At 68.7% G+C, this 18,329-nt stretch carries 16 protein-coding genes and 1 pseudogene; 12 read left to right on the top strand and 5 right to left on the bottom strand.

Going from position 1 to position 18,329, the window contains the following annotated elements:
- Positions 1-314 (top strand): annotated as a pseudogene (locus tag AC36XV_RS12080) (M16 family metallopeptidase); the annotation flags it as partial.
- A gap of 72 nt (positions 315-386) precedes the next feature.
- Positions 387-593: a hypothetical protein gene (locus AC36XV_RS12075; RefSeq protein WP_492203937.1), complete on the top strand. Its 207-nt coding sequence runs from the start codon at positions 387-389 to the stop codon at positions 591-593.
- A 46-nt stretch (positions 594-639) separates the two neighbouring features.
- On the opposite strand, the gene AC36XV_RS12070 is transcribed toward AC36XV_RS12075, so the two are convergent.
- Positions 640-2,913 carry an APC family permease gene (locus AC36XV_RS12070; protein ID WP_492203936.1) on the bottom strand — a complete coding sequence of 758 codons (2,274 nt, stop codon included), beginning with the start codon at positions 2,911-2,913 and terminating at the stop codon, positions 640-642.
- 149 nt (positions 2,914-3,062) lie between these two features.
- Here AC36XV_RS12070 and AC36XV_RS12065 point away from each other — a divergent pair, with 149 nt between their 5' ends.
- Positions 3,063-4,502 (top strand): SLC13 family permease, encoded by a 1,440-nt coding sequence (locus tag AC36XV_RS12065; RefSeq protein WP_492203935.1) that lies wholly within the window; start codon positions 3,063-3,065, stop codon positions 4,500-4,502.
- Positions 4,503-4,522: 20 nt separating this feature from the next.
- On the opposite strand, the gene AC36XV_RS12060 is transcribed toward AC36XV_RS12065, so the two are convergent.
- The 3 genes from AC36XV_RS12060 to AC36XV_RS12050 form a co-directional block, all read right to left on the bottom strand.
- Complete coding sequence (locus tag AC36XV_RS12060) at positions 4,523-6,052, bottom strand: gamma-glutamyltransferase (protein ID WP_492203934.1); 1,530 nt, start codon at positions 6,050-6,052, stop codon at positions 4,523-4,525.
- Between the two features lie 142 nt (positions 6,053-6,194).
- Positions 6,195-7,079, bottom strand: coding sequence for a hypothetical protein (locus AC36XV_RS12055; RefSeq protein ID WP_492203933.1), 885 nt, complete (start codon positions 7,077-7,079; stop codon positions 6,195-6,197).
- Positions 7,080-7,282: 203 nt separating this feature from the next.
- Positions 7,283-7,513: a hypothetical protein gene (locus tag AC36XV_RS12050; RefSeq protein WP_492203932.1), complete on the bottom strand. Its 231-nt coding sequence runs from the start codon at positions 7,511-7,513 to the stop codon at positions 7,283-7,285.
- Between the two features lie 344 nt (positions 7,514-7,857).
- Between AC36XV_RS12050 and AC36XV_RS12045 the strand changes: the two genes are divergently transcribed.
- The 8 genes from AC36XV_RS12045 to AC36XV_RS12010 all read left to right on the top strand — a co-directional run bounded on the left by AC36XV_RS12045 (position 7,858) and on the right by AC36XV_RS12010 (position 15,234).
- On the top strand, positions 7,858-8,436 hold the full coding sequence (locus tag AC36XV_RS12045; protein ID WP_492203931.1) for a 2-oxoacid:acceptor oxidoreductase family protein: 579 nt from the start codon (positions 7,858-7,860) through the stop codon (positions 8,434-8,436).
- Positions 8,429-10,204 (top strand): NAD(P)-binding protein, encoded by a 1,776-nt coding sequence (locus tag AC36XV_RS12040; protein WP_492203930.1) that lies wholly within the window; start codon positions 8,429-8,431, stop codon positions 10,202-10,204. The genes AC36XV_RS12045 and AC36XV_RS12040 overlap by 8 nt, the downstream gene beginning before the upstream one ends.
- On the top strand, positions 10,201-11,361 hold the full coding sequence (porA, locus tag AC36XV_RS12035; RefSeq protein ID WP_492203929.1) for a pyruvate ferredoxin oxidoreductase: 1,161 nt from the start codon (positions 10,201-10,203) through the stop codon (positions 11,359-11,361). The genes AC36XV_RS12040 and porA overlap by 4 nt, the downstream gene beginning before the upstream one ends.
- The gene (locus tag AC36XV_RS12030) at positions 11,358-12,254 is read left to right on the top strand and encodes a thiamine pyrophosphate-dependent enzyme (protein ID WP_492203928.1); all 897 of its coding nucleotides are present in this window, start codon (positions 11,358-11,360) and stop codon (positions 12,252-12,254) included. The genes porA and AC36XV_RS12030 overlap by 4 nt, the downstream gene beginning before the upstream one ends.
- A gap of 128 nt (positions 12,255-12,382) precedes the next feature.
- Positions 12,383-13,429: a hydroxymethylglutaryl-CoA synthase gene (locus tag AC36XV_RS12025; RefSeq protein ID WP_492203927.1), complete on the top strand. Its 1,047-nt coding sequence runs from the start codon at positions 12,383-12,385 to the stop codon at positions 13,427-13,429.
- A gap of 13 nt (positions 13,430-13,442) precedes the next feature.
- Positions 13,443-14,591, top strand: coding sequence for a thiolase family protein (locus AC36XV_RS12020; RefSeq protein ID WP_492203926.1), 1,149 nt, complete (start codon positions 13,443-13,445; stop codon positions 14,589-14,591).
- An 18-nt stretch (positions 14,592-14,609) separates the two neighbouring features.
- Complete coding sequence (locus AC36XV_RS12015; RefSeq protein WP_492203925.1) at positions 14,610-15,062, top strand: Zn-ribbon domain-containing OB-fold protein; 453 nt, start codon at positions 14,610-14,612, stop codon at positions 15,060-15,062.
- Complete coding sequence (locus AC36XV_RS12010) at positions 15,055-15,234, top strand: hypothetical protein (protein WP_492203924.1); 180 nt, start codon at positions 15,055-15,057, stop codon at positions 15,232-15,234. The genes AC36XV_RS12015 and AC36XV_RS12010 overlap by 8 nt, the downstream gene beginning before the upstream one ends.
- Before the next feature lie 86 nt (positions 15,235-15,320).
- Here the strand turns inward: AC36XV_RS12010 and AC36XV_RS12005 are convergent, their stop codons facing one another.
- The gene (locus tag AC36XV_RS12005) at positions 15,321-16,064 is read right to left on the bottom strand and encodes a hypothetical protein (RefSeq protein ID WP_492203923.1); all 744 of its coding nucleotides are present in this window, start codon (positions 16,062-16,064) and stop codon (positions 15,321-15,323) included.
- 616 nt (positions 16,065-16,680) lie between these two features.
- Between AC36XV_RS12005 and AC36XV_RS12000 the strand changes: the two genes are divergently transcribed.
- The coding region (locus AC36XV_RS12000) for an APC family permease (RefSeq protein ID WP_492203922.1) at positions 16,681-18,329 on the top strand (1,649 nt) is incomplete at its 3' end.

Genomic DNA, 18,329 nt, shown 5'->3' with positions numbered 1-18,329 from the left:
TCGAACGCCTGCAAGACGAGCCTCCGCCGGAGGAGGAGCTGGCCGGGATCCAGAATTTCATGGCCGGGATCTTCGTGCTCCAGAACTCGAGCCGCTTCGGCATCGCGGGCCAGCTGGCGTTCATGCGCCTGCACGGCCTTCCCGACGACTGGCTCGAGACCTACGTGGACCGGATCTACGCGGTGACGCCCGAGGAGGTGCAGCGGATCATGCGCGAATACATCCGGCCGGAGGACATGCTCTTGGTGGTCACCGGAGATCGCTCGCAGGTCGAGGAGCAGCTCGTCGAGTTCGGCACCCCGGTCGTCGACTAGGGGCGGCCCGGGCCACACTCGTACCGGGCGGCCGGGGCCTGCGCCCCGGCCGTTCGTCATCGCGGAGCGGAGATGGGTCTCAGGGACGCGCAGTCGCTCGTCACCGGGTGGATGGAATCGGGCTGGATGCTGGGAATCGGGGTCATGGGAGTCATCCTGATCCTGCTCGGCCTGAAGCGTGAGGACGTGATCCGCCCGATCTTCATCGGGACCGGAATCGCCCTCGCGGCGCTCGGATTCGGGGCCCAGTTCGCCGGCTGGAACCCGCTCGGGCTGTAGCAGAGCAGCCCGGCAGCGAACGCCCCCGAAAAAGGGCCGGGCCGGCTCAGTCGCCCTCGGGGTTCACCACGATGTCGCCGAAGGGCATGTCCTCGGCCGCGAGCACGAAGGCCGCGGTCGGCATTCCCTCCACGGCGTCCCGCATCCGCTCGTAGTAGGCCAGGAAGCCATCGTCGGGCTCGCGCATTCCGAGGAGGATGAAGTCCGCGTCGCCCGAGGACTCCTTCATGATGTCGACGAACGGCCGGCCGTCGGATACCAGCACCTCCGCCGTGGCGCCGCTTCGCAGGCTGCGCACGATGGCCTGGAGATTCGGCCACGCGCCGGCGGCAGCCTCCGGGGTGGGAACGACCATCTTCACCCGCACGTCCGCCCCCCTCCAGTCGACGCTCGTCTGGAGCAGGTAGGCCAGCGTCAGCATGAGGCCGCCGTTCCGCTTCAGCCCTCCCCACCACACGTCGATCCGGTGGCGGTGCCCGAACCCGATCTCCGCGTTGTAGTGGAGGATCACCACGTTCCGGCGCCCCTCGTGAAAGCGCTCGATCATCCTGCAGTAGGCGTCCCGGTGCTCCGGGACCTCGCTGTCCCCGACGAGGAAGGTGTTCGGCGACAGCTCGCCGAGCCCGTACGCTTCGACCAGGCGCTCGGCCCCCTCGAACGGGTCCGGGGCCCGGATCAGGCGGATCAGCGCCTCGATGCCGCGCCGCGCCAGGTAGTCGTGAATCGTGACCTCCATGGTGCGCTGACGGTCGAGCGTCACGCTCGCGTCGGTGATCACGCTCGAAACGGTGATCAGGGCCCTCCGGTGAGACAGCCAGTTCGCGAACCGGATCAGGTACCAGCGCCGGGTCGGTGCGCCGGACAGGACCAGGAGGTGGGGTCTCCAGTTCTTGGGGTCCCGGGTGTCGCGGAGCCGAAGGAGGCCGGCGCGCGTCAGGGCCATCCAGATGCCTCGCCGGACATCACCCCACGCGCTCTGCAGCTCCCGGTGCTCCAGCCACACGTAGATCGCCAGCACCACGACGATCGCCACGACCGTGGCCACCGGGTTGACGAGAAACATCACCACCGTGCACCCCACCGCACCGAGACCCGACAGATACCATGGCACCCGGAAGCGGGGGCGGAAGGAAGGGCTGCCGAGCAAACGCTCCAGCCCGGCGGCGATGTTCAGAACGCCGTAGGTGGTGAGGAAGAACATGGTGAGGACCGGGGCGATCACGTTCAGGTTCCCGAGCGCCACCGCGGCGAGGGCGATGACCAGGGTGACGGCGGTGCCCGCCCGCGGAGCATCCTCGGGTCCGCTGCCCCTCCCGAGCCAGCGCAGCGAGTTGGGAAGCACCCCGTCGCGCGCCAGGGCCTGCAGCACACGCGGGGCGCCGAGAATGCTGCCGACCGCGCTCGACAGGGTGGCGCCCCACACCCCGAGGATGATCGCGTCCCCCCACAGGGCCATCCGGCGCATGATCAGAGGCTCGCGGATCAGGTGCTCCGCGTCGGCCCGCAGCGACAGGAAGATCGGCAGGCTCATGTAGATCACGTAGCCCACGAGCACGGCCATCAGGGTCCCGCGCGGAATGGCCCTCCCGGGCTCCTTGAGGTCGCCCGACATGTTGACGCCGGCCATGATGCCGGTCACCGCGGGGAAGAACACGGCGAACACGACCCAGAAGTCGGCGCGGGACACGTCGCGTAGCGGGACCGACACCGTGTCCGGCGGCCCCACCGAGCCGCCGAAGTAGAAGGAGAGCAGCGACAGGCCGATGGCGGCCATGATGAAGTACTGGGCGCGTATGGCGGCCCGGGCCGACTTGAGGGCCAGCAGGGCCACGGCGACGGTGGTCAACAGGCCCACCAGTCGCTCGTCCACCACCGGAAAGACGTTCTTCACCGACTCCGCGAAGCCGATCGTGTACAGGGCGACGGAGAGCGCCTGCGCGAAGAACAGCGGAATCCCGACGGCGCCACCGGTCTCGATCCCGAGGGACCGGCTGATCATGTAGTAGGCCCCGCCCACGCGTACCCGCTGGTCCGTAGCGATCTCCGAGATCGAGAGTGCCGTGAGCAGGGTGATCGAGGTGGAGATGGTGACGATCAGGAGGGCCCCGACCAGGCCGACGTTGCCGACGACCCAGCCGAACCGGAGGTACATGATGACGCCGAGGATCGTGAGGATCGAAGGCGTGAACACGCCCCCGAACGTTCCGAGCCCGGCGCCGCGCGTGACGATGACCTCCTGGGTAGGAGGCGGTACTGCGCTCGCGGCGCTGTCCTTCGGACGGGTGCTGCCGCGCAAATCGCGCGAGAAGCGAGAGGTCATGGCCTCGAAAGGCTAACCGGCTGTCACCGGCTTGTCGAGAAGTCCGCTCTCCGCTCGGGACGGCCGCGCGGTGGTCACCGCGGGGGGCGGCCGCTTATGTTCTGCGGGTGACCGGAGACGCCCTCGGAAGCCCGTCGACGAGAGGCCGGGTGGGCCTGGTCCTCGGCGGCGCCCTGTTCTTCCTCATGATCGTCCTGCCCGCACCGGCAGGTCTCGACACCGCGGCCTGGAGGGTCGCGGCGGTGGGCCTCCTCATGGCCACCTGGTGGGTCACCGAAGCCATCCCGATCCCGGCGACCGCCCTGCTTCCGCTCGCCCTCTTCCCGCTGCTCGGCGTGGCCGAGATCGGCGATGCGGCCGCCCCGTTCGCCAACCCGATCATTTATCTGTTCCTCGGTGGCTTCCTGATCGCCCGGTCCATGGAAGCCACGCCCCTGCCGCGCCGGATCGCCCTGTTCAGCATCCGGCTCATCGGAGCCCGGCCGCGGGCGATCGTCGCCGGCGTGATGGCGAGCTGTGCGTTCCTCAGCATGTGGGTCAGCAACACGGCGACCGCGCTCATGATGCTGCCGATCGGGGTATCCCTCGTGGCCCTGATGCCGGACGGAGAGGAAGGGGACGCCGGATACGATGAAGCGGATCGCGCCCGGTTCGGCAGGGCGCTCATGCTGGGCATCGCGTACGCCTGCAGCATCGGGGGCATGGGCACGTTGATCGGCACGCCGCCGAACGCGTTCCTCGCCGGCTTCATGTCGGAGAGCTACGGGGTGACCATCGGCTTCGCGGAGTGGATGCGTATCGGCGTGCCCGTGGTGCTGGTGGGCCTTCCGCTTTGTTACCTGCTGCTCACGCGGGTCGCCTTCCCGGTTCATGCCCGAGAGCTTCCGGGCGGACGCGAGCTATTGGAAGGCGAAGCGAGGGCCCTGGGACCGGTCACGCCCGCGGAGCGAAGCATCGCGATCGTCTTCGGCCTCACGGCGATCGCCTGGATGTCGCGCCCGATCCTGGTTCGCCAGGTGCCCGCCCTCTCGGGGCTGACCGACGCCGGGATCGCCATGTCGGCCGCACTCGTGCTCTTCCTCCTCCCCTCCGGCGGGGGAAGCGGTCGCCGCCTGCTGGACTGGCGGAAGGCGCGGGACACGCCGTGGGGCGTCCTGATCCTCTTCGGGGGCGGTCTCAGCCTCGCCGCGTCCGTCGAGGCCACGGGCCTCAGCCGGTGGCTCGGCGGAATGCTGAGCGGACTGACGGCCTGGCCTGCCCCGCTGCTGATCCTCGCCATCGTGGTGGCCGTGATCCTGCTCACCGAGCTCACCAGCAACACGGCCACGGCCGCCACCTTCCTCCCCATCCTCGGCGGGATCGCGATCGTGCTCGGGCGCGACCCTCTCCTTCTCGCCGTGCCTGCCGCGCTCGCCGCCAGCGGCGCCTTCATGCTCCCCGTCGCCACGCCGCCGAACGCGATCGTGTACGGGAGCCGGTACGTGCGGATCACGGACATGGTGAAGGCCGGCGTGTGGCTCAACGTCCTGTTCGCCTTCCTGGTGGCCTTCCTGAGCTACTGGCTGGTGCCGGCGGTGTTCGGAGTCTGACCGGCCCGAAACGCGCCCGGTTACCGCCCACCGATCGTCGTCCCGCCGCCGCGACGGGGGTCCGCGGCGAGCTCGAACGAGCCATCCGGGTTTCGTCGCGTGGCGCCCACGCCCCCGAAGTACATGGAGAGCCCGTCGAAGTCGCGGATCGGCAGACTCACCTGCTCGACCGCCAGTCCCGGCTCGCAGGCCGCCCGCTTCGCGTCGTCCTGCACCTCCACGTGGAGGCGCGGGTGATCCACGGCCTCGACGAGGCCCATCCCCAGGTGCAGGTGATTCACCAGGACCTGGAGGATCGCGGTGGTGATCCGGTCGGCGCCCGGCGAGCCGATCGCCAGCATGGTGCCGTCTTCGTGACGCGCCACCGTGGGCGCCATGTTCGAGGGCAGACGGGTCCCGGGAGTCCAGCAGTGGTAGCCTCTTCGATTGAGCTCGTGCTCGCCGAGGCAGTTGTTCATCCATACTCCGGTGCCGGGCGGCATGACGCCCGACCCGTATCCCGCGGAGAGCGTCACGCTGCAGGCCAGTCCGTCGGCATCCACGGCGGATGTGTGCACGGTGGAGGGCGAGGTGACCCATCGCTTCAGATCTCCGACCTGCGCCTCCTCGAGCAATCGCTGTAGATCCGACTCGACGCTCTCGCTGAGATCCAGGTGAGCGGTGCGGTAGTCGAGGACCCCCTCCTGAACACGGGCAAGCCACGCCACTTCTCGCGGGCCCCACCGGTCCACGGGCTCGTTCTGCATCAACAGGAGCATGGCCGTCAGGGTCGATCCGCCGATCGCCGGCGGCGGGTTCGTCGCCACCTGCCACGCATCCACGTCCGTCACCAGGGGCTTTCGAACGATGGGACGGTAGGTGGCCATGTCCTCGTGGGTCAGGATCCCTCCGTTGGCCTGGATGTCCGACACGATCCGGCGGGCCGTCTCGCCCACGTAGAACTCCTCGGCTCCCCGATCGGCGATGAGACGCAGAGTATGCGCCAGCTCCTCGATCCAGATCGTTTCGCCGGGACGACGCAGCGTGCCATCCGGGTGGTGCAGCGCCCGGTGGCTGGGCTCGTTCCAGCCGAAGACCGGACCTCCCGAGTGCTTCAGGTAGGAGTACGAAGCAAGCGAGAGCGCGAAGCCGTTCTTCACGTCCTGGTAGGCCGGTTCGACCACCTCCGCCCACGGAAGCCGCCCGTAGCGCTCGGAGGCGAGGGACAGGGCGGCCAGCGCGCCCGGAGTGCCGACGGACCCGTGGCCCACGGTGAGGGCCACGCCACCCCCGTAGGCGATCCAGATGTCACGCCGGCCGCCGCCGAATCGCTCGGGCGGCAATCCGCGGCCCGGCATCTCGATGTAGCCATCGATGGTGACCGGGTCTCCGTCCGGCGGCCAGATGGTCAGGAAGCCACCCGACCCGAGATCACAGATTCCCGGTTCCGTCGTCGTCGACACGAGCGCCGCCGCCACGGCGGCGTCCACGGCGTTGCCACCCGCATCGGCGACGATCGCCCCGGCGTCCGCGGCGAGCTTCGTGCTCGAGGCGACCGCGACTCCCCGCATGCTCCTCCTCGGTTCAGGTTCCAGGGGCGGATTCTAGGTCGGAAAAGGCGGGCGCGCACCCGATCCGTGAGCGATCGCGACCCCTGGAACAAAAAAAGCCCGCCGTCGCCGGCGGGCTTTTCTGGTCATGGGAAGACCGGGTTCAATTCTCCACACCGCTCCTGGCGGATCGCTTCGGGACGGTAGAAGTCGACGATCGAGGAGAGGCGGGAGCCGCACTGGGAGCGCGGGAAGGCGAAGGCGCCGCCCGCATCGTTCGTGCGGGAGAGGGCGCCATCCTCGGCGCCGGTCGGTTGAGCCCCTCCTGTGCGCGAATTCTCTCGTCACCGCTCGCGCGCGCGCGTGAAGTGGAAGCGGCGCTTCGCTGGCCACCGACGGTTCGCAGCGACGGCTCCCGATTCAGAGCGCGGGAGCGCCACACCCGTCGTCCATCCGGCGTTTCGATGCGCTCCCACGAGCGATCTCGCTCGATGATCGGGACGCCGTCACGTGTCATCGCTCCGCTCGACTCCGGACGGACGCGGAGAACGAGGGTCTGTGCGGAGAGGGCATCGGAGCCGTAGCCGTTCCCGATCCGCGGGACCGGCGCATCACCGAGCGTCATGGTCGTACGCCCCTCGGCCGCCGCCTCGTAGCTGGCCGACCAAGCGGCTTCGACCTCTTCCTGGCTGGCCCCCTTCGGCCGCCGTACCCCGTCGGAGATCATGTAGCTCCAGTTGCCGAGGAAGTCGTACGGTGTGAGGCCGTAGCGACCGGTGCAGCCTTCCATCTCCCGGTCCCACGCCTGCCAGCCCCTGGAGAGACTCTCCAGCTCGCCGCCGATCGCCGCCTGATTGAGGACGCCCTGCATCATCCACCGGTACGGATTGTAGAAGCAGGGTCCGTTCTCCGCCGAGAAGGCCTTTCCGTCCTGTTCCGTGGCCGAAGATGGCGCCGGCGGTAGGTCGAACTCCTGGGCTCGCAGGTCGCCCGCCGGCATCGCCATCGCGAATCCGGCGGCAGCCAGAACCAGGTATCGGCTCTTCATGGGATCCTCCCGGGGGGTGCGGGTCCTTCTTGCCTCCGTTTCCAAGATACCCGATCCCCGGACAATTGGAAGTCAAGCGAATCGGCGAAAGCCGCTAACAGTTTGGAAGACAGCAGGTTGACGGATGCCCTGAGGATGGTAGGATCCCGGCTTCAGGGCCTCGGGGCCGGACCCGGCACACCGGCAGAGAGATTCGGGGTCGCTCAATCCTCCTGCGTCGGCTCCTTCGCCCACGACGTGAAGGCACGCTCGCACGTCTCGCACTCGCGGCCGAGCTCGTAGCAGGGAACCCCATCGGCCTGCGCCTCCGCGCAGAGCGGACCTCCGAGACGCTCACCCGGATCCGACTTCGGGCCCCGGTGGGCACGGCTGTGATAGGGCTGGTCGCTGTACGGCGCCTCGCTGTACGGCCGGTCTTCACTCGGAACGGTCATGTCGGTCTCCGTCGGCTGGCCTCCGGGCCCCGAAGGCTCGAGCGTTGTGCTTCCCGCGGGCGCGTGCCCCGGAGGACTCTTCCACCCCCCGGCAGCCGGCCCCGTGACGCACGCTTCTTGCAAATGTCGTGCGTAGAGGCGCGTTCAGCGCGCCACCCGCGATTCGCCCGCAACCGGCGGCACGCGGGCCGAACTACGATCCGGAAGGAAACCGCGGCGTGCCGGGACCCGCAGGGGAGTGAGCGGTTCTGGCAAGGCCGGGACGTTTTGGCCCTTCGGTCGACAGACCGGTCATTCCGTCACCGGAAGTCCCCGCGGCCCCGCCCGGAGGAGCCCCAGGGCCGATGCGTGAACTTCGAATCCATGGACGCGGCGGACAGGGATCGGTCATCGCTTCCAAGCTTCTGGCCGTCGCGCTGTTTCGCGAGGGAGAGTGGGTCCAGTCCTTCCCCGCGTTCGGCGTGGAGCGGCGCGGAGCCCCGGTGACCGCCTTTCTCCGCTTCGATGACGATCCGATCCGCCTTCGATGCGAGATCACCGAGCCTGATGACCTCATCGTCCTCGATCCGACGCTGATCGATGCGATCGACGTGACGGCCGGTCTCAAGCCGGGCGGTACCATCCTGATCAATGCCGAACGGGCGCCCGAGGACTACCCGAAGCTCCTGGAGCGCTTCCGCGTGGCCACGATCGACGCCAGCGGCATCGCCATCCGGCACGGGCTCGGGACCCGGACCCAGCCGATCGTGAACACGGCGATCGTCGGTGCGTTCGCGGCGGAGTTCGGGCTCATCGGACTCGAATCGGTAAAGGCCGCGATCGAGGACGAGGTGCCGGTGAAACGCGAGGCCAACTACGCGGCGGCAGTGGAGGCCCACGGCGCCGTCCGGTCCGCGGCCCCCAGGGAGGTGTCCAGTGTCTGATCGTGACGTGACCCGGCCCCGGGACTCCGGACGGCACATACCGCCCGTCGCCATCAGCGAGACCTCGACGCTCGTGAACCCCACCGGCTCGTGGAAGTACATCCAGCCCCGCTACGAAGACCGCGTCGCCCCATGCAACGCGGGATGTCCGGTCGGCATCGACATCGAGGGATACATGTACCTCATCGGCCAGGGCCGGCTGCAGGAAGCCGCGAACCTGCTGGTGCGGGAAAACCCGATGCCGTCGGTGACGGGCCGGGTGTGCCACCACCCATGCGAGCATCACTGCAACCGTGCCTCACTGGACGACCCGGTGGCGATCCACGGCGTGGAGCGCAGGCTCGGCGACATGATCCTGGCGAGCCCGGCGCCGGCGCCGCCGGAGCGTACCCGCCAGGAAACGGTGGCGGTCGTGGGCTCCGGTCCCGCGGGCCTTTCCTGTGCCTACTTTCTGGCTCGTTTCGGTTATGGCGTCACGGTTTTCGAGGCCGCTCCCGAAGCGGGCGGAATGCTTCGCCTCGGGATCCCCGAGTACCGGCTGCCGCGGGCGATCCTGGACCGCCAGATCGAGAGGATCGCGCGGGGCGGGATCGAAATCCGAACCTCCAGCCGGATCGGAACCGAGGTGCCCTGGACCGATCTCGATGCGTTCGACGCCGTGTTCGTCGCCCCCGGTGCCCACACCGGAAAGGACCCCCGCATCGAGGGGGCCGAGTCGCTCGCGTCGGTTCGACCGGGGCTGGCCTTCCTGAAGCAGGTCAACGCGGGCGAGCGGCCCGACCTGGGCGACCGCGTCGTCGTGGTGGGAGGGGGAAACACCGCGATGGACTGTGCCCGCTCCGCCCTCCGGCTCGGCGCCGACGTCACGGTGCTCTACCGGCGCACGCCGCGTGAGATGCCGGCCATCCCGATGGAGGTCCGGGAAGCGAGGGAAGAGGGTGTCTCGTTCGAGTTCCTCGCGGCCCCGGTCGCCGTCGTCACCGAGGGCGAGGATCTCGCGGGGATCACCTGCCAGCGCATGGAGCTCGGCGAGCCGGACGAGAGCGGGCGGCGGCGCCCGGTTCCGATCGACGGCGACACCTTCTTCGTCCCCGCCGACACCGTCCTCACGGCGATCGGCGAGGACTGTGATCTGTCCTTCCTACCTGAGGACGTACGCACCCGGTGGGGACTGATCGAGGTCGACCCCGTCGGCGAGAGCACCTCGGCGCCGGTATTCGCCGGAGGCGACGCCGTCGACATGCCGCGGTCGGTCGCCGACGCGCTCGGGGCCGGAAAGAGGGCGGCCATCGGCATCGATCACTACCTGAGGCAGAAGGCGGGCGAGGAGACGGGCGACCTGCCGCTCGGGGCGCTCCGGTTCGGCGACGGAAACGTCAGCGCCGGACGCTACGGTACGGACGAGGACCCGATCCCGCGGGAGTCGCCGGTCAACGAGGTGGTGACCTGGGACCGCATGAACCCGCATCACTTCCACACCGTTCCGCGACACGAGGACCATTTCCACGACGGAATCGACCTCCGCTCCGCGTTCGGCGAAACGAACTTCGGGCTGAGCGAGAAGGAAGCGATCGAGGAAGCCGAGCGCTGCCTGAACTGCGGCGTGTGCAACCGCTGCGAGCTGTGCCTGATCTTCTGTCCGGACATGGCGATCTCGCGCCGCGACGACGGAGGCTTCGAGATCGACATGAGATACTGCAAGGGGTGCGGCCTTTGTGCGGCCGAGTGCCCCCGGGGCGCCATCTCGATGACCCGGGAGGGCATATGAAGAAGGTCATGATCGGGAATCACGCGGTCTCGTGGGGCGTGCTCCGCTCCCGCGTGGAAGTCATATCGGCGTATCCGATCACCCCCCAGACGCAGATCGTCGAGGCCCTCTCCGACATGGTGGCGGACGGCAGCCTGCCGGCGCAGTACATCAAGGTCGAATCGGAGCATTCGGCCATGGCGGCGTGCATCGGCGGCTCGATCGCCGGGACCCGGACGTTCACGGCCACGTCGGCCCAGGGCCTCGCCCTCATGCACGAGCTGCTGCACTGGGCCGGCGGAGCGCGTCTGCCCATCGTGATGGCAGACGTGAACCGGGCCATGGCTCCCGGTTGGACGATATGGACGGATCAGAACGACAGTCTGTCGCAGCGGGACACCGGCTGGATTCAGCTCTACTGCGAGACGAACCAGGAGGTCTTCGACACCACCATCCAGGCGTTCCGGCTGGCGGAAACCGTGAACCTGCCGGTGATGCTGGTGCTCGATGCGTTCTTCCTGTCCCACACCTCCGAGCCGGTCGATGTGACGGAGCAGGAGGACGTGGATCGGTTCCTCCCGAAGCGCGAGGCGGCCTTCAAGATGGACACGGCCGACCCGCACGCCTTCGGGGCCCTCGTGCGGCCCGACGCCTACACCGAGATGCGGTGGCAACAGCAGGAGGCCATGCGGGAGGCGAAGTCGGTGTTCGCCCGCGTCGAGGACGAATGGGAAGCGGTCACGGGCAGGCGGTACGGGCCCGTGGAGGCGTACCGAACCGAGGATGCGGACCTCCTGCTGGTGACCTCCGGCACCATCACCTCGACGGCACGCCACGTGGTGGATGAGTTGCGCGGTGCGGGAGAGAGGATCGGACTGATCAAGGTCAAGATGTTCCGCCCCTTCCCGACGGACGAGCTGCGCGCCCTCCTCGCTGGCGTGGACCGGGTCGCGGTGCTCGACCGGAACATCTCGCCCGGCCACGGCGGCATCTTCGCGGAGGAGATCCGGTCCGCCCTGTACGACGTGCCCCCGGACGACCGGCCGGTCCTGTTCGGGTACGTGCTCGGGCTCGGGGGACGTGACGTCACGCCGGCCGTGATCCGGGACATCGTCGAGAACACCCGCACCAAGGCCGCTCCGGAGCGGGAAGACCTGTGGGTGGGAGTGGAGCTATGAGCCAGACGATCATCAAGCAGCACATCCCGCGGGACGAGCTGCTGGCCTCCGGACACCTCGCCTGCCCGGGCTGCGCGGCACCCATCGCCATGAACCTCGTGCTCAAGGCTCTCGGTCCCGACACCATGGTGGTTCTTCCTGCCTGCTGCTGGAGCATCATCGCCGGGCCATGGCCTCAGTCGTCGCTCCGCGTGCCCCTGTTTCACACCGCGTTCGAGACCGGCGCGGCGGTGGCTTCGGGGATCAAGGCGGGCCTCGTGGCGAGGGGCGACACGGAAACGACGGTGATCTCGTGGGCCGGAGACGGCGGAACGTTCGACATCGGGCTGCAGGCCCTGTCGGGGGCGGCCGAGCGCAACGAGGACATCATCTACTTCTGCTACGACAACGAAGCCTACATGAACACCGGGATCCAGCGCTCCTCGGCCACCCCGTGGGGCGCGTGGACCACCACCACGCCCACGAGCGATCCCGAGCATCAGCCGAAGAAGGACATCCTCGCCATCATGGCGGCGCACAGGATCCCGTATGCGGCCACCGCGTCCGTGGCCTATCCGGTCGACCTGGTGGAGAAGGTGAAGCGCGCCCGCACCATACGCGGCACCCGGTTCATCCACATCCTCGCGCCCTGCCCGCCGGGATGGAAGACGCAGAACGACGAGACGATCGACCTGGCGCGAATGGCGGTCGAGCGCCGGGTCTTCCCGCTCATGGAAGTGGAGAACGGCTCCCGTTGGCGCTTCACGGTGGACCACCCGGGCGGTCCGATCGACGAGTACATCCGTAGACAGGCGCGCTTCAAGCACCTGACGGATGAGCAGCTGGGGTGGGTCCAGCAGCAGGTCGATGCGCGCTGGGAAGTCCTCTCGAACCGGGTGAAGTACGGCACCTGATCCTGACGAGCGGGCAGGCGCGATGCCCGTCCGCGCGTTACCTTCAGGAGATCCATAGACGCATCCAGACCTGGGACTTGTCCCCCCTCGGGCCCGGTACGCCGTGCACCCGAGCGCGAGGAGGCGACATGGCCGGAATCGCAGGCTACGGGGCGTTCATCCCGCGACGGCGGATCTCCACGGAGGAGATCGCCCGCCAGTGGGGGAAGGACCCCGGAACCATCCAGAGGGGACTGCTCCTGAAGGAGAAATCGGTCCCCGGCTTCGACGAAGACACCATCACGATCTCGGTGGCCGCGGGCCGGTCGGCGCTGGCGCGCGCCGGGGTGTCACCCGGCCGGGTCGGGGCGGTGTACATCGGCTCAGAATCTCACCCGTACGCGGTGAAGCCCAGCGGAACGGTGGTCGCCGAGGCGCTCGGGATCGGACCGGACGTGCACGTGGCCGACTTCGAGTTCGCCTGCAAGGCTGGAACGGAAGCCATGTTCGTGGCGTTGGCCCTGGTCGAATCCGGACGGGCGGAGTACGCGCTCGCCGTCGGGGCGGACACGTCGCAGGGCGCGCCGGATGACGCGCTGGAGTTCTCGGCCTCGGCCGGCGGCGCAGCGTACCTGTTCGGCCGCGACGACCCGCTGGTGGAAGTGGTGGATGTCCTCAGCTACACGACGGACACACCCGATTTCTGGCGGCGCGAGGGCGAGTTCTATCCGCGACACGGGGGACGCTTTACCGGAGAGCCGGCGTATTTCAAGCACGTGTCGGCTGCCACCCGGAGGATTCTGGAACGAACCGGCCTCGAACCGGGCGACTTCCGCCACGCGGTCTTCCACATGCCGAACGGAAAATTCCCGCTTTCGGTGGGCAAGTCGCTCGGCTTCACGCACGAGCAGATGGAGACCGGCTGGGTGGTGCCCACGATGGGGAATACCTACTCCGGTTCGTCGCCCACCGGTCTCGCGGCCGTGCTCGACGTGGCCGACGCGGATGACCTGATCCTCATCACCTCGTTCGGTTCCGGCGCCGGCAGCGACTCCTTCGTCCTCCGGGCGACCGCGCTGCTCCCGCAGCGCCGCGGCCTGGCACCGACCGTTCGCTCGATGCTCGACGGACCCCGCCGGTACGTCTCGTACGGCGAGTACGCCAAGTACCGCGAGAAGATCATCGTCAACGACTGACGCGGAGGAAGCCATGCGTGAAGTAGCCATCGTCGCAGCCGGCATGACGCGCTTCGGCGAGCTCTGGGGCGCCAGCCTCCGCGACCTGTTCGTGGAAGCCGCGCAGCAGTCCCTCGACGCAGCCGGCGTCGACCAGGTGGACTCGATCTACACGGGGAACATGTCGGCCGGTCAGTTCGTGGGGCAGGAGCACCTCGGGCCGCTCTTCGCCGACCAGCTGGGTATGGCCGGCGTCCCTTCGGTTCGGGTGGAGTCGGCGTGCGCATCCGGCGGAGTGGCGCTGCGTTCCGCATTTCTCGAGGTGGCCAGCGGGCACAGCGATCTGGTGCTCGCGGCCGGGGTCGAGAAGATGACCGATGGCGCGGACGTCACCGAGGTCCTGGCCACCGCCTCGGACCAGGAGACCGAGGTCTACCAGGGCGCCACCTTCCCGGCCCTGTACGCCATGATCGCGCGGGCCCACATGGAGAAGCACGGTACGACCGAGGAGGACCTCGCCTGGGTCTCGGTCAAGAACCACCGACACGGGGCCCTCAACGAGCACGCTCAGTTCCGGCGCGAAGTCTCCGTGGAACAGGTGCTGACGTCGGCGCCGGTCTCGGAGCCGCTGCGCTTGCTGCACTGCTCTCCGGTCAGCGACGGGGCCGCCGCCGTTCTGCTCTGTCCGCTGGATCAGGCGAGACGCTACACGGACCACCCGGTGGCGATTCGCGGATCGGGGATGGCTTCGAGTTCCCTGGCCCTCTCCGACCGGCCCGACATCTCGTTTCTGGACGCGGTCGCCCTGGCCGGCGCCCGTGCGTACGAGAGTGCGGGCATCCAGCCCGGCGACGTGGACGTGGCCGAGGTGCACGATTGCTTCTCGATCGCCGAGGTCTGCTGCCTCGAGGCACTCGGACTGGCCCCCGTGGGTCGCGGGCAGCACTGCGCCCGAGAGGGCGAGACGGCGATCGGGGGCAGAATCCCGGTCAACACGAGCGGCGGGCTCAAGTCGAAGGGGCACCCGGTGGGTGCGACGGGCGTCGCACAGGCCGTGGAGCTGTTCGAACAGCTGACCGGTGCGTGCGGAGAGCGGCAGGTGCCCGACGCCGAATTCGGCCTCGCCCAGAACATGGGCGGCACGGGCGCGAGCTCGGTGGTTCACATCCTTCAGGCCGTTTGAGAGGAAAGGAGATCGACGATGCCGAGTCCGAGGTACTGGCGGGAAATCCCTTCCCGCTACCGGCTGGAGGCCACGCGGTGCGGAGACTGTGGCCGCGTCTCCTATCCTCCGCGCCGGATCTGTCCGGCCTGCCGGAGCGACGATGCCCACGTCCTGGAGCTGTCACACGAGGGAAGGGTCGTGACCTGCACGGTGGTACACGTTCCGCCGGGTGACTTTCTGATGGAAGCGCCGTATGCCCTCGCCATCATCGAGACGCCGGAAGGGGCCCGAATGATGGTGCAGGTCGTGGACACCGATCCGGCTGCCGTCGAGCCGGGCATGGCCGTGTCGCTGGAGTTCCGCCTCATCCGCAAAGAGGGTCGGGGAGGCATCCTGTGTTACGGTCACAAGGCCGTTCCCGCCTATCCGTCGGGTGAGGAGCCCATCCCGCAGGAGGAGGAGCAGCACGAGGAGGTGCTGCATGCGTAAGGTCAGCGTGCTGGCAGAAGTCAGCGATCATCATTACCGGGCCTACGAACGTGAGGCCGTCCGGCAGGGGGTCCCGGTGGAGACGCTCATCCAGCAGACGGTCAACTGTCTGCTGCGCGCCCTGGAGAAAGACGAAGAGGAAGATCGCTGCGCGGAGCTCGCGCCCTCCTGAACCAACACCGCCCCGGAGTGCAGACTCCCCTTCGGGGCGGTGCCCGGGTCGGACCGGCGGCGGGGCCTCCGGACCCCTGCCGGACTCTAGATCGAACCGCGACCCGTCTTGTCGTGGCAGGACGCGCAGGTCGCTAGGAACTCTCCGTACACCCGGGCCCTGGCCGCCTGTCCGGTGAGCCCCACCGACTCGGCGCCGAGCTGGTGGACCAGCGCTTCCATCTCCGACACCTCCGCCAGAACGTCGATCGCGGCGGGAATCTCGGCCGGGGCGAGCGGTGACTCCGACAGCACCTCGGCCCCTTCGTCCCAGGCGATTCCGGACGGGGCCACCAGGCCTTCCCACATCCGGCCGGAGGCCCATGCGTGGCGGGCCATGTGACCGCCGGCGCCCTCGCCCTCAGGAAGCGGCTGCGGCTCCGCGAAGGTCACCTCCGCACCGAGGTCCCGGTGGCAGGCCCCGCATTCCGACCCCATCCCGGCCGTGGCCCGCGCGGCGGTCTCGATGTCGGCAGCCTCCGCGGCCTGCAGCGCCCAGTCGTGCATCGCCTCGGCGTGGGGCTCCCACTGCGCCGGCATGGCGGCCGAGTTGGCGTGCTCCGCCATCCACTGGGCGGGCTCCTGCACGGCGGCCAGGTCTCCGTTGATCACCGCGACCTGCATCTCGGTGGCCTTGAAGAAGTGATCCTTCATGTGGGCCTGCAGCACTTCACGTGGATACTCGGCCGTCGCTTCACCCTCCCTCGCGGAAGACCCACCCTCTCCGCAGGCCGAGGTGAAGAGCGCAAGGACGGGCAGGGCGAGAAGCAGCGGAAGGACGCGCGAACTCATGGGGACCCTCCTGGCAGAGCGACCGGACTGACAGAAGCAAACGTATCGCCGTCCCGGAAAACCTAACCCGGGCGACCGCACTCGACAAAAATACCGCCAGCGACAAACCAGCTCACGCCCCCCTCGCATATCGCTTCGTGAGTCTGGCCGCCGCTGGCGGCGGTCTTTCGTTCCTGGGCAGCCGCCTGAACGATCGGAGGCCGTGAACAACCGTACTGCCCGTTTTGCCCTGATTTTCCTGCAAGAAACGTGCTTTGCGCCAGCGGTGCGCGGGACCTCGAAGCCACCGCTCCCGACCGGGCTCGTAACTGATCGTGGGCTACGTCGTTGGAGGTTGTCGAATGCTCGGGATGGACGGCGGCGGACGAGTGCCGGGAAGGAGGCTCCGATGTCGCGGTGGCGCGAAATGTGACACATTGGCCGGGATCGTCGCGGGGTCGCGAAGACCCGGACCGCAGCGTGCCCCTCGCCGGGCGGGCGACGATTCGGCCGAGGCGAGCGCTTCTTCGAGTCCGGCCCTACATTTGGGCAACGTCCTCGATCCGGCCACGGCCGGACGGCTGCAAGCGGCGCCCCACGCGATCGAGACCCCCGGACCCGCGCGATGGGAGATGCGATGGCCGAAAGCAGGCGTCTCAGCAAGGAGCTCACCCTCCTCGACGTGTACGTCATCGGCACCGGCTCCATGCTGAGCGCCGGGTTCTTCCTGCTTCCGGGGATTGCCGCAGGGCATACGGGTACCTCGGTGATCCTCGCCTACTTCCTGGCCAGCCTGCTCGCCATCCCGGCCCTGCTCAGCAAGGCGGAGTTGGCGACGGCGATGCCGAGGGCCGGGGGCGTCTATTATTTCCTGGATCGGAGTCTCGGACCGGTCGTCGGCACGGTCGGCGGTCTCGGGACGTGGCTGGTCCTCGTCCTGAAGAGCGCCTTTGCGCTCATCGGGATGGGCGCCTACGTCGCCCTCGTGGTCGAGCTTCCGCGGGAGTGGCTCGCGGTGGGCCTGACCGGTCTCTTCGTGCTGCTCAACCTTCTCGGGGCGCGCGAGTCCAGCGGTCTCCTTCGCGTCCTGGTCGTCCTCGTCCTCGGCTTCATCGCCATCCTGCTGCTGCAGGGCCTCGTGGGTCTGGCGGGCGGCCCGGGAAGCGATGCCTTCCACGGTCACGTGGAACCCTTCATCACCAGCGGAACGGACGAGCTGGTGTATACGATCGGCCTCGTGTTCATCTCGTTCGCCGGACCGGTCAAGGTGGCCAGCATCTCCGAGGAGGTCAGGAACCCGGACCGTAACCTCCCGCTCGGGATGATCCTCGCGCTCCTCACGGCATCGGTGATCTACGTGGCGGGCGTATGGCTGATGGTGGAAGTCGTGCCGGCCGAGGCCTTTCACCACGATCTCACCCCGGTGGCGAGCGCGGGCGAGCGCCTGTTCTCGTGGATGCCGCATCCCCTGGCCATGACGCTGGTGCTCGTGCCGGCGATCGCCGGCCTGGCGGCGGCGGGAAACGCCGGCATTCTGGCCGCCTCGCGGTATCCCCTGGCCATGGGACGAGATCGTCTGATCCCGGGAACGTTCGGCCGGCTGAACCGAGCCGGCACCCCCGTGGTCGCGCTGCTCGTCACCGGCGGGCTGATGGCCGCGGCGATCCTCACCCTGGACGTCGAGGGAGTGGCGAAGCTGGCCAGCACCTTCCTGCTCCTCATCTTCGCGCTCGTCAACCTGGCCGTGATCGTGATGAGGGAGAGCGGGATCGAGGCGTACGATCCCGGGTTCCGATCTCCCGGCTATCCCGGCGTGCAGGCGATCGGCCTGCTCGCACCCGCGATCCTCATCGCCGCCCTCGGGTTCTGGCCGATCGTGTTCGCCATCGGTCTCGTGAGCGTGTGTCTCGCCTGGTACTACTACTACGCCAGGGATCGCGTGGTACGAAGCGGCGCCCTGCTTCACTGGTTCGAGCGGCTCGGACAGGGCCGGTTCGACGGTCTCGACCCGGAGCTCCGCAGCATCCTGAAGGAGAAAGGCGTCCGGGCCGAGGACGCGTTCGATCAGGTCGTCGCCCGCGCCTTCACGCTGGACCTGGGTCCGGGCGAGACCTTCCACTCCGCCACCCGTCAGGCGGCGGCGCGATTGTCCCAGCGCCTCCCGGTCAGCGCCGAGCACCTCGCCGAGGGGTTCCTGCACGGCACCCGCACCGGCGCGACCCCGGTGTCGCGGGGGACGGCCCTGCCTCACCTGCGCATCGCCGGCGCATCGGGACCAGAAATGGT

The sequence above is a fragment of the Candidatus Benthicola sp. genome (assembly GCF_058719085.1).
This window is presented reverse-complemented; position numbering and strand designations above follow the sequence as displayed.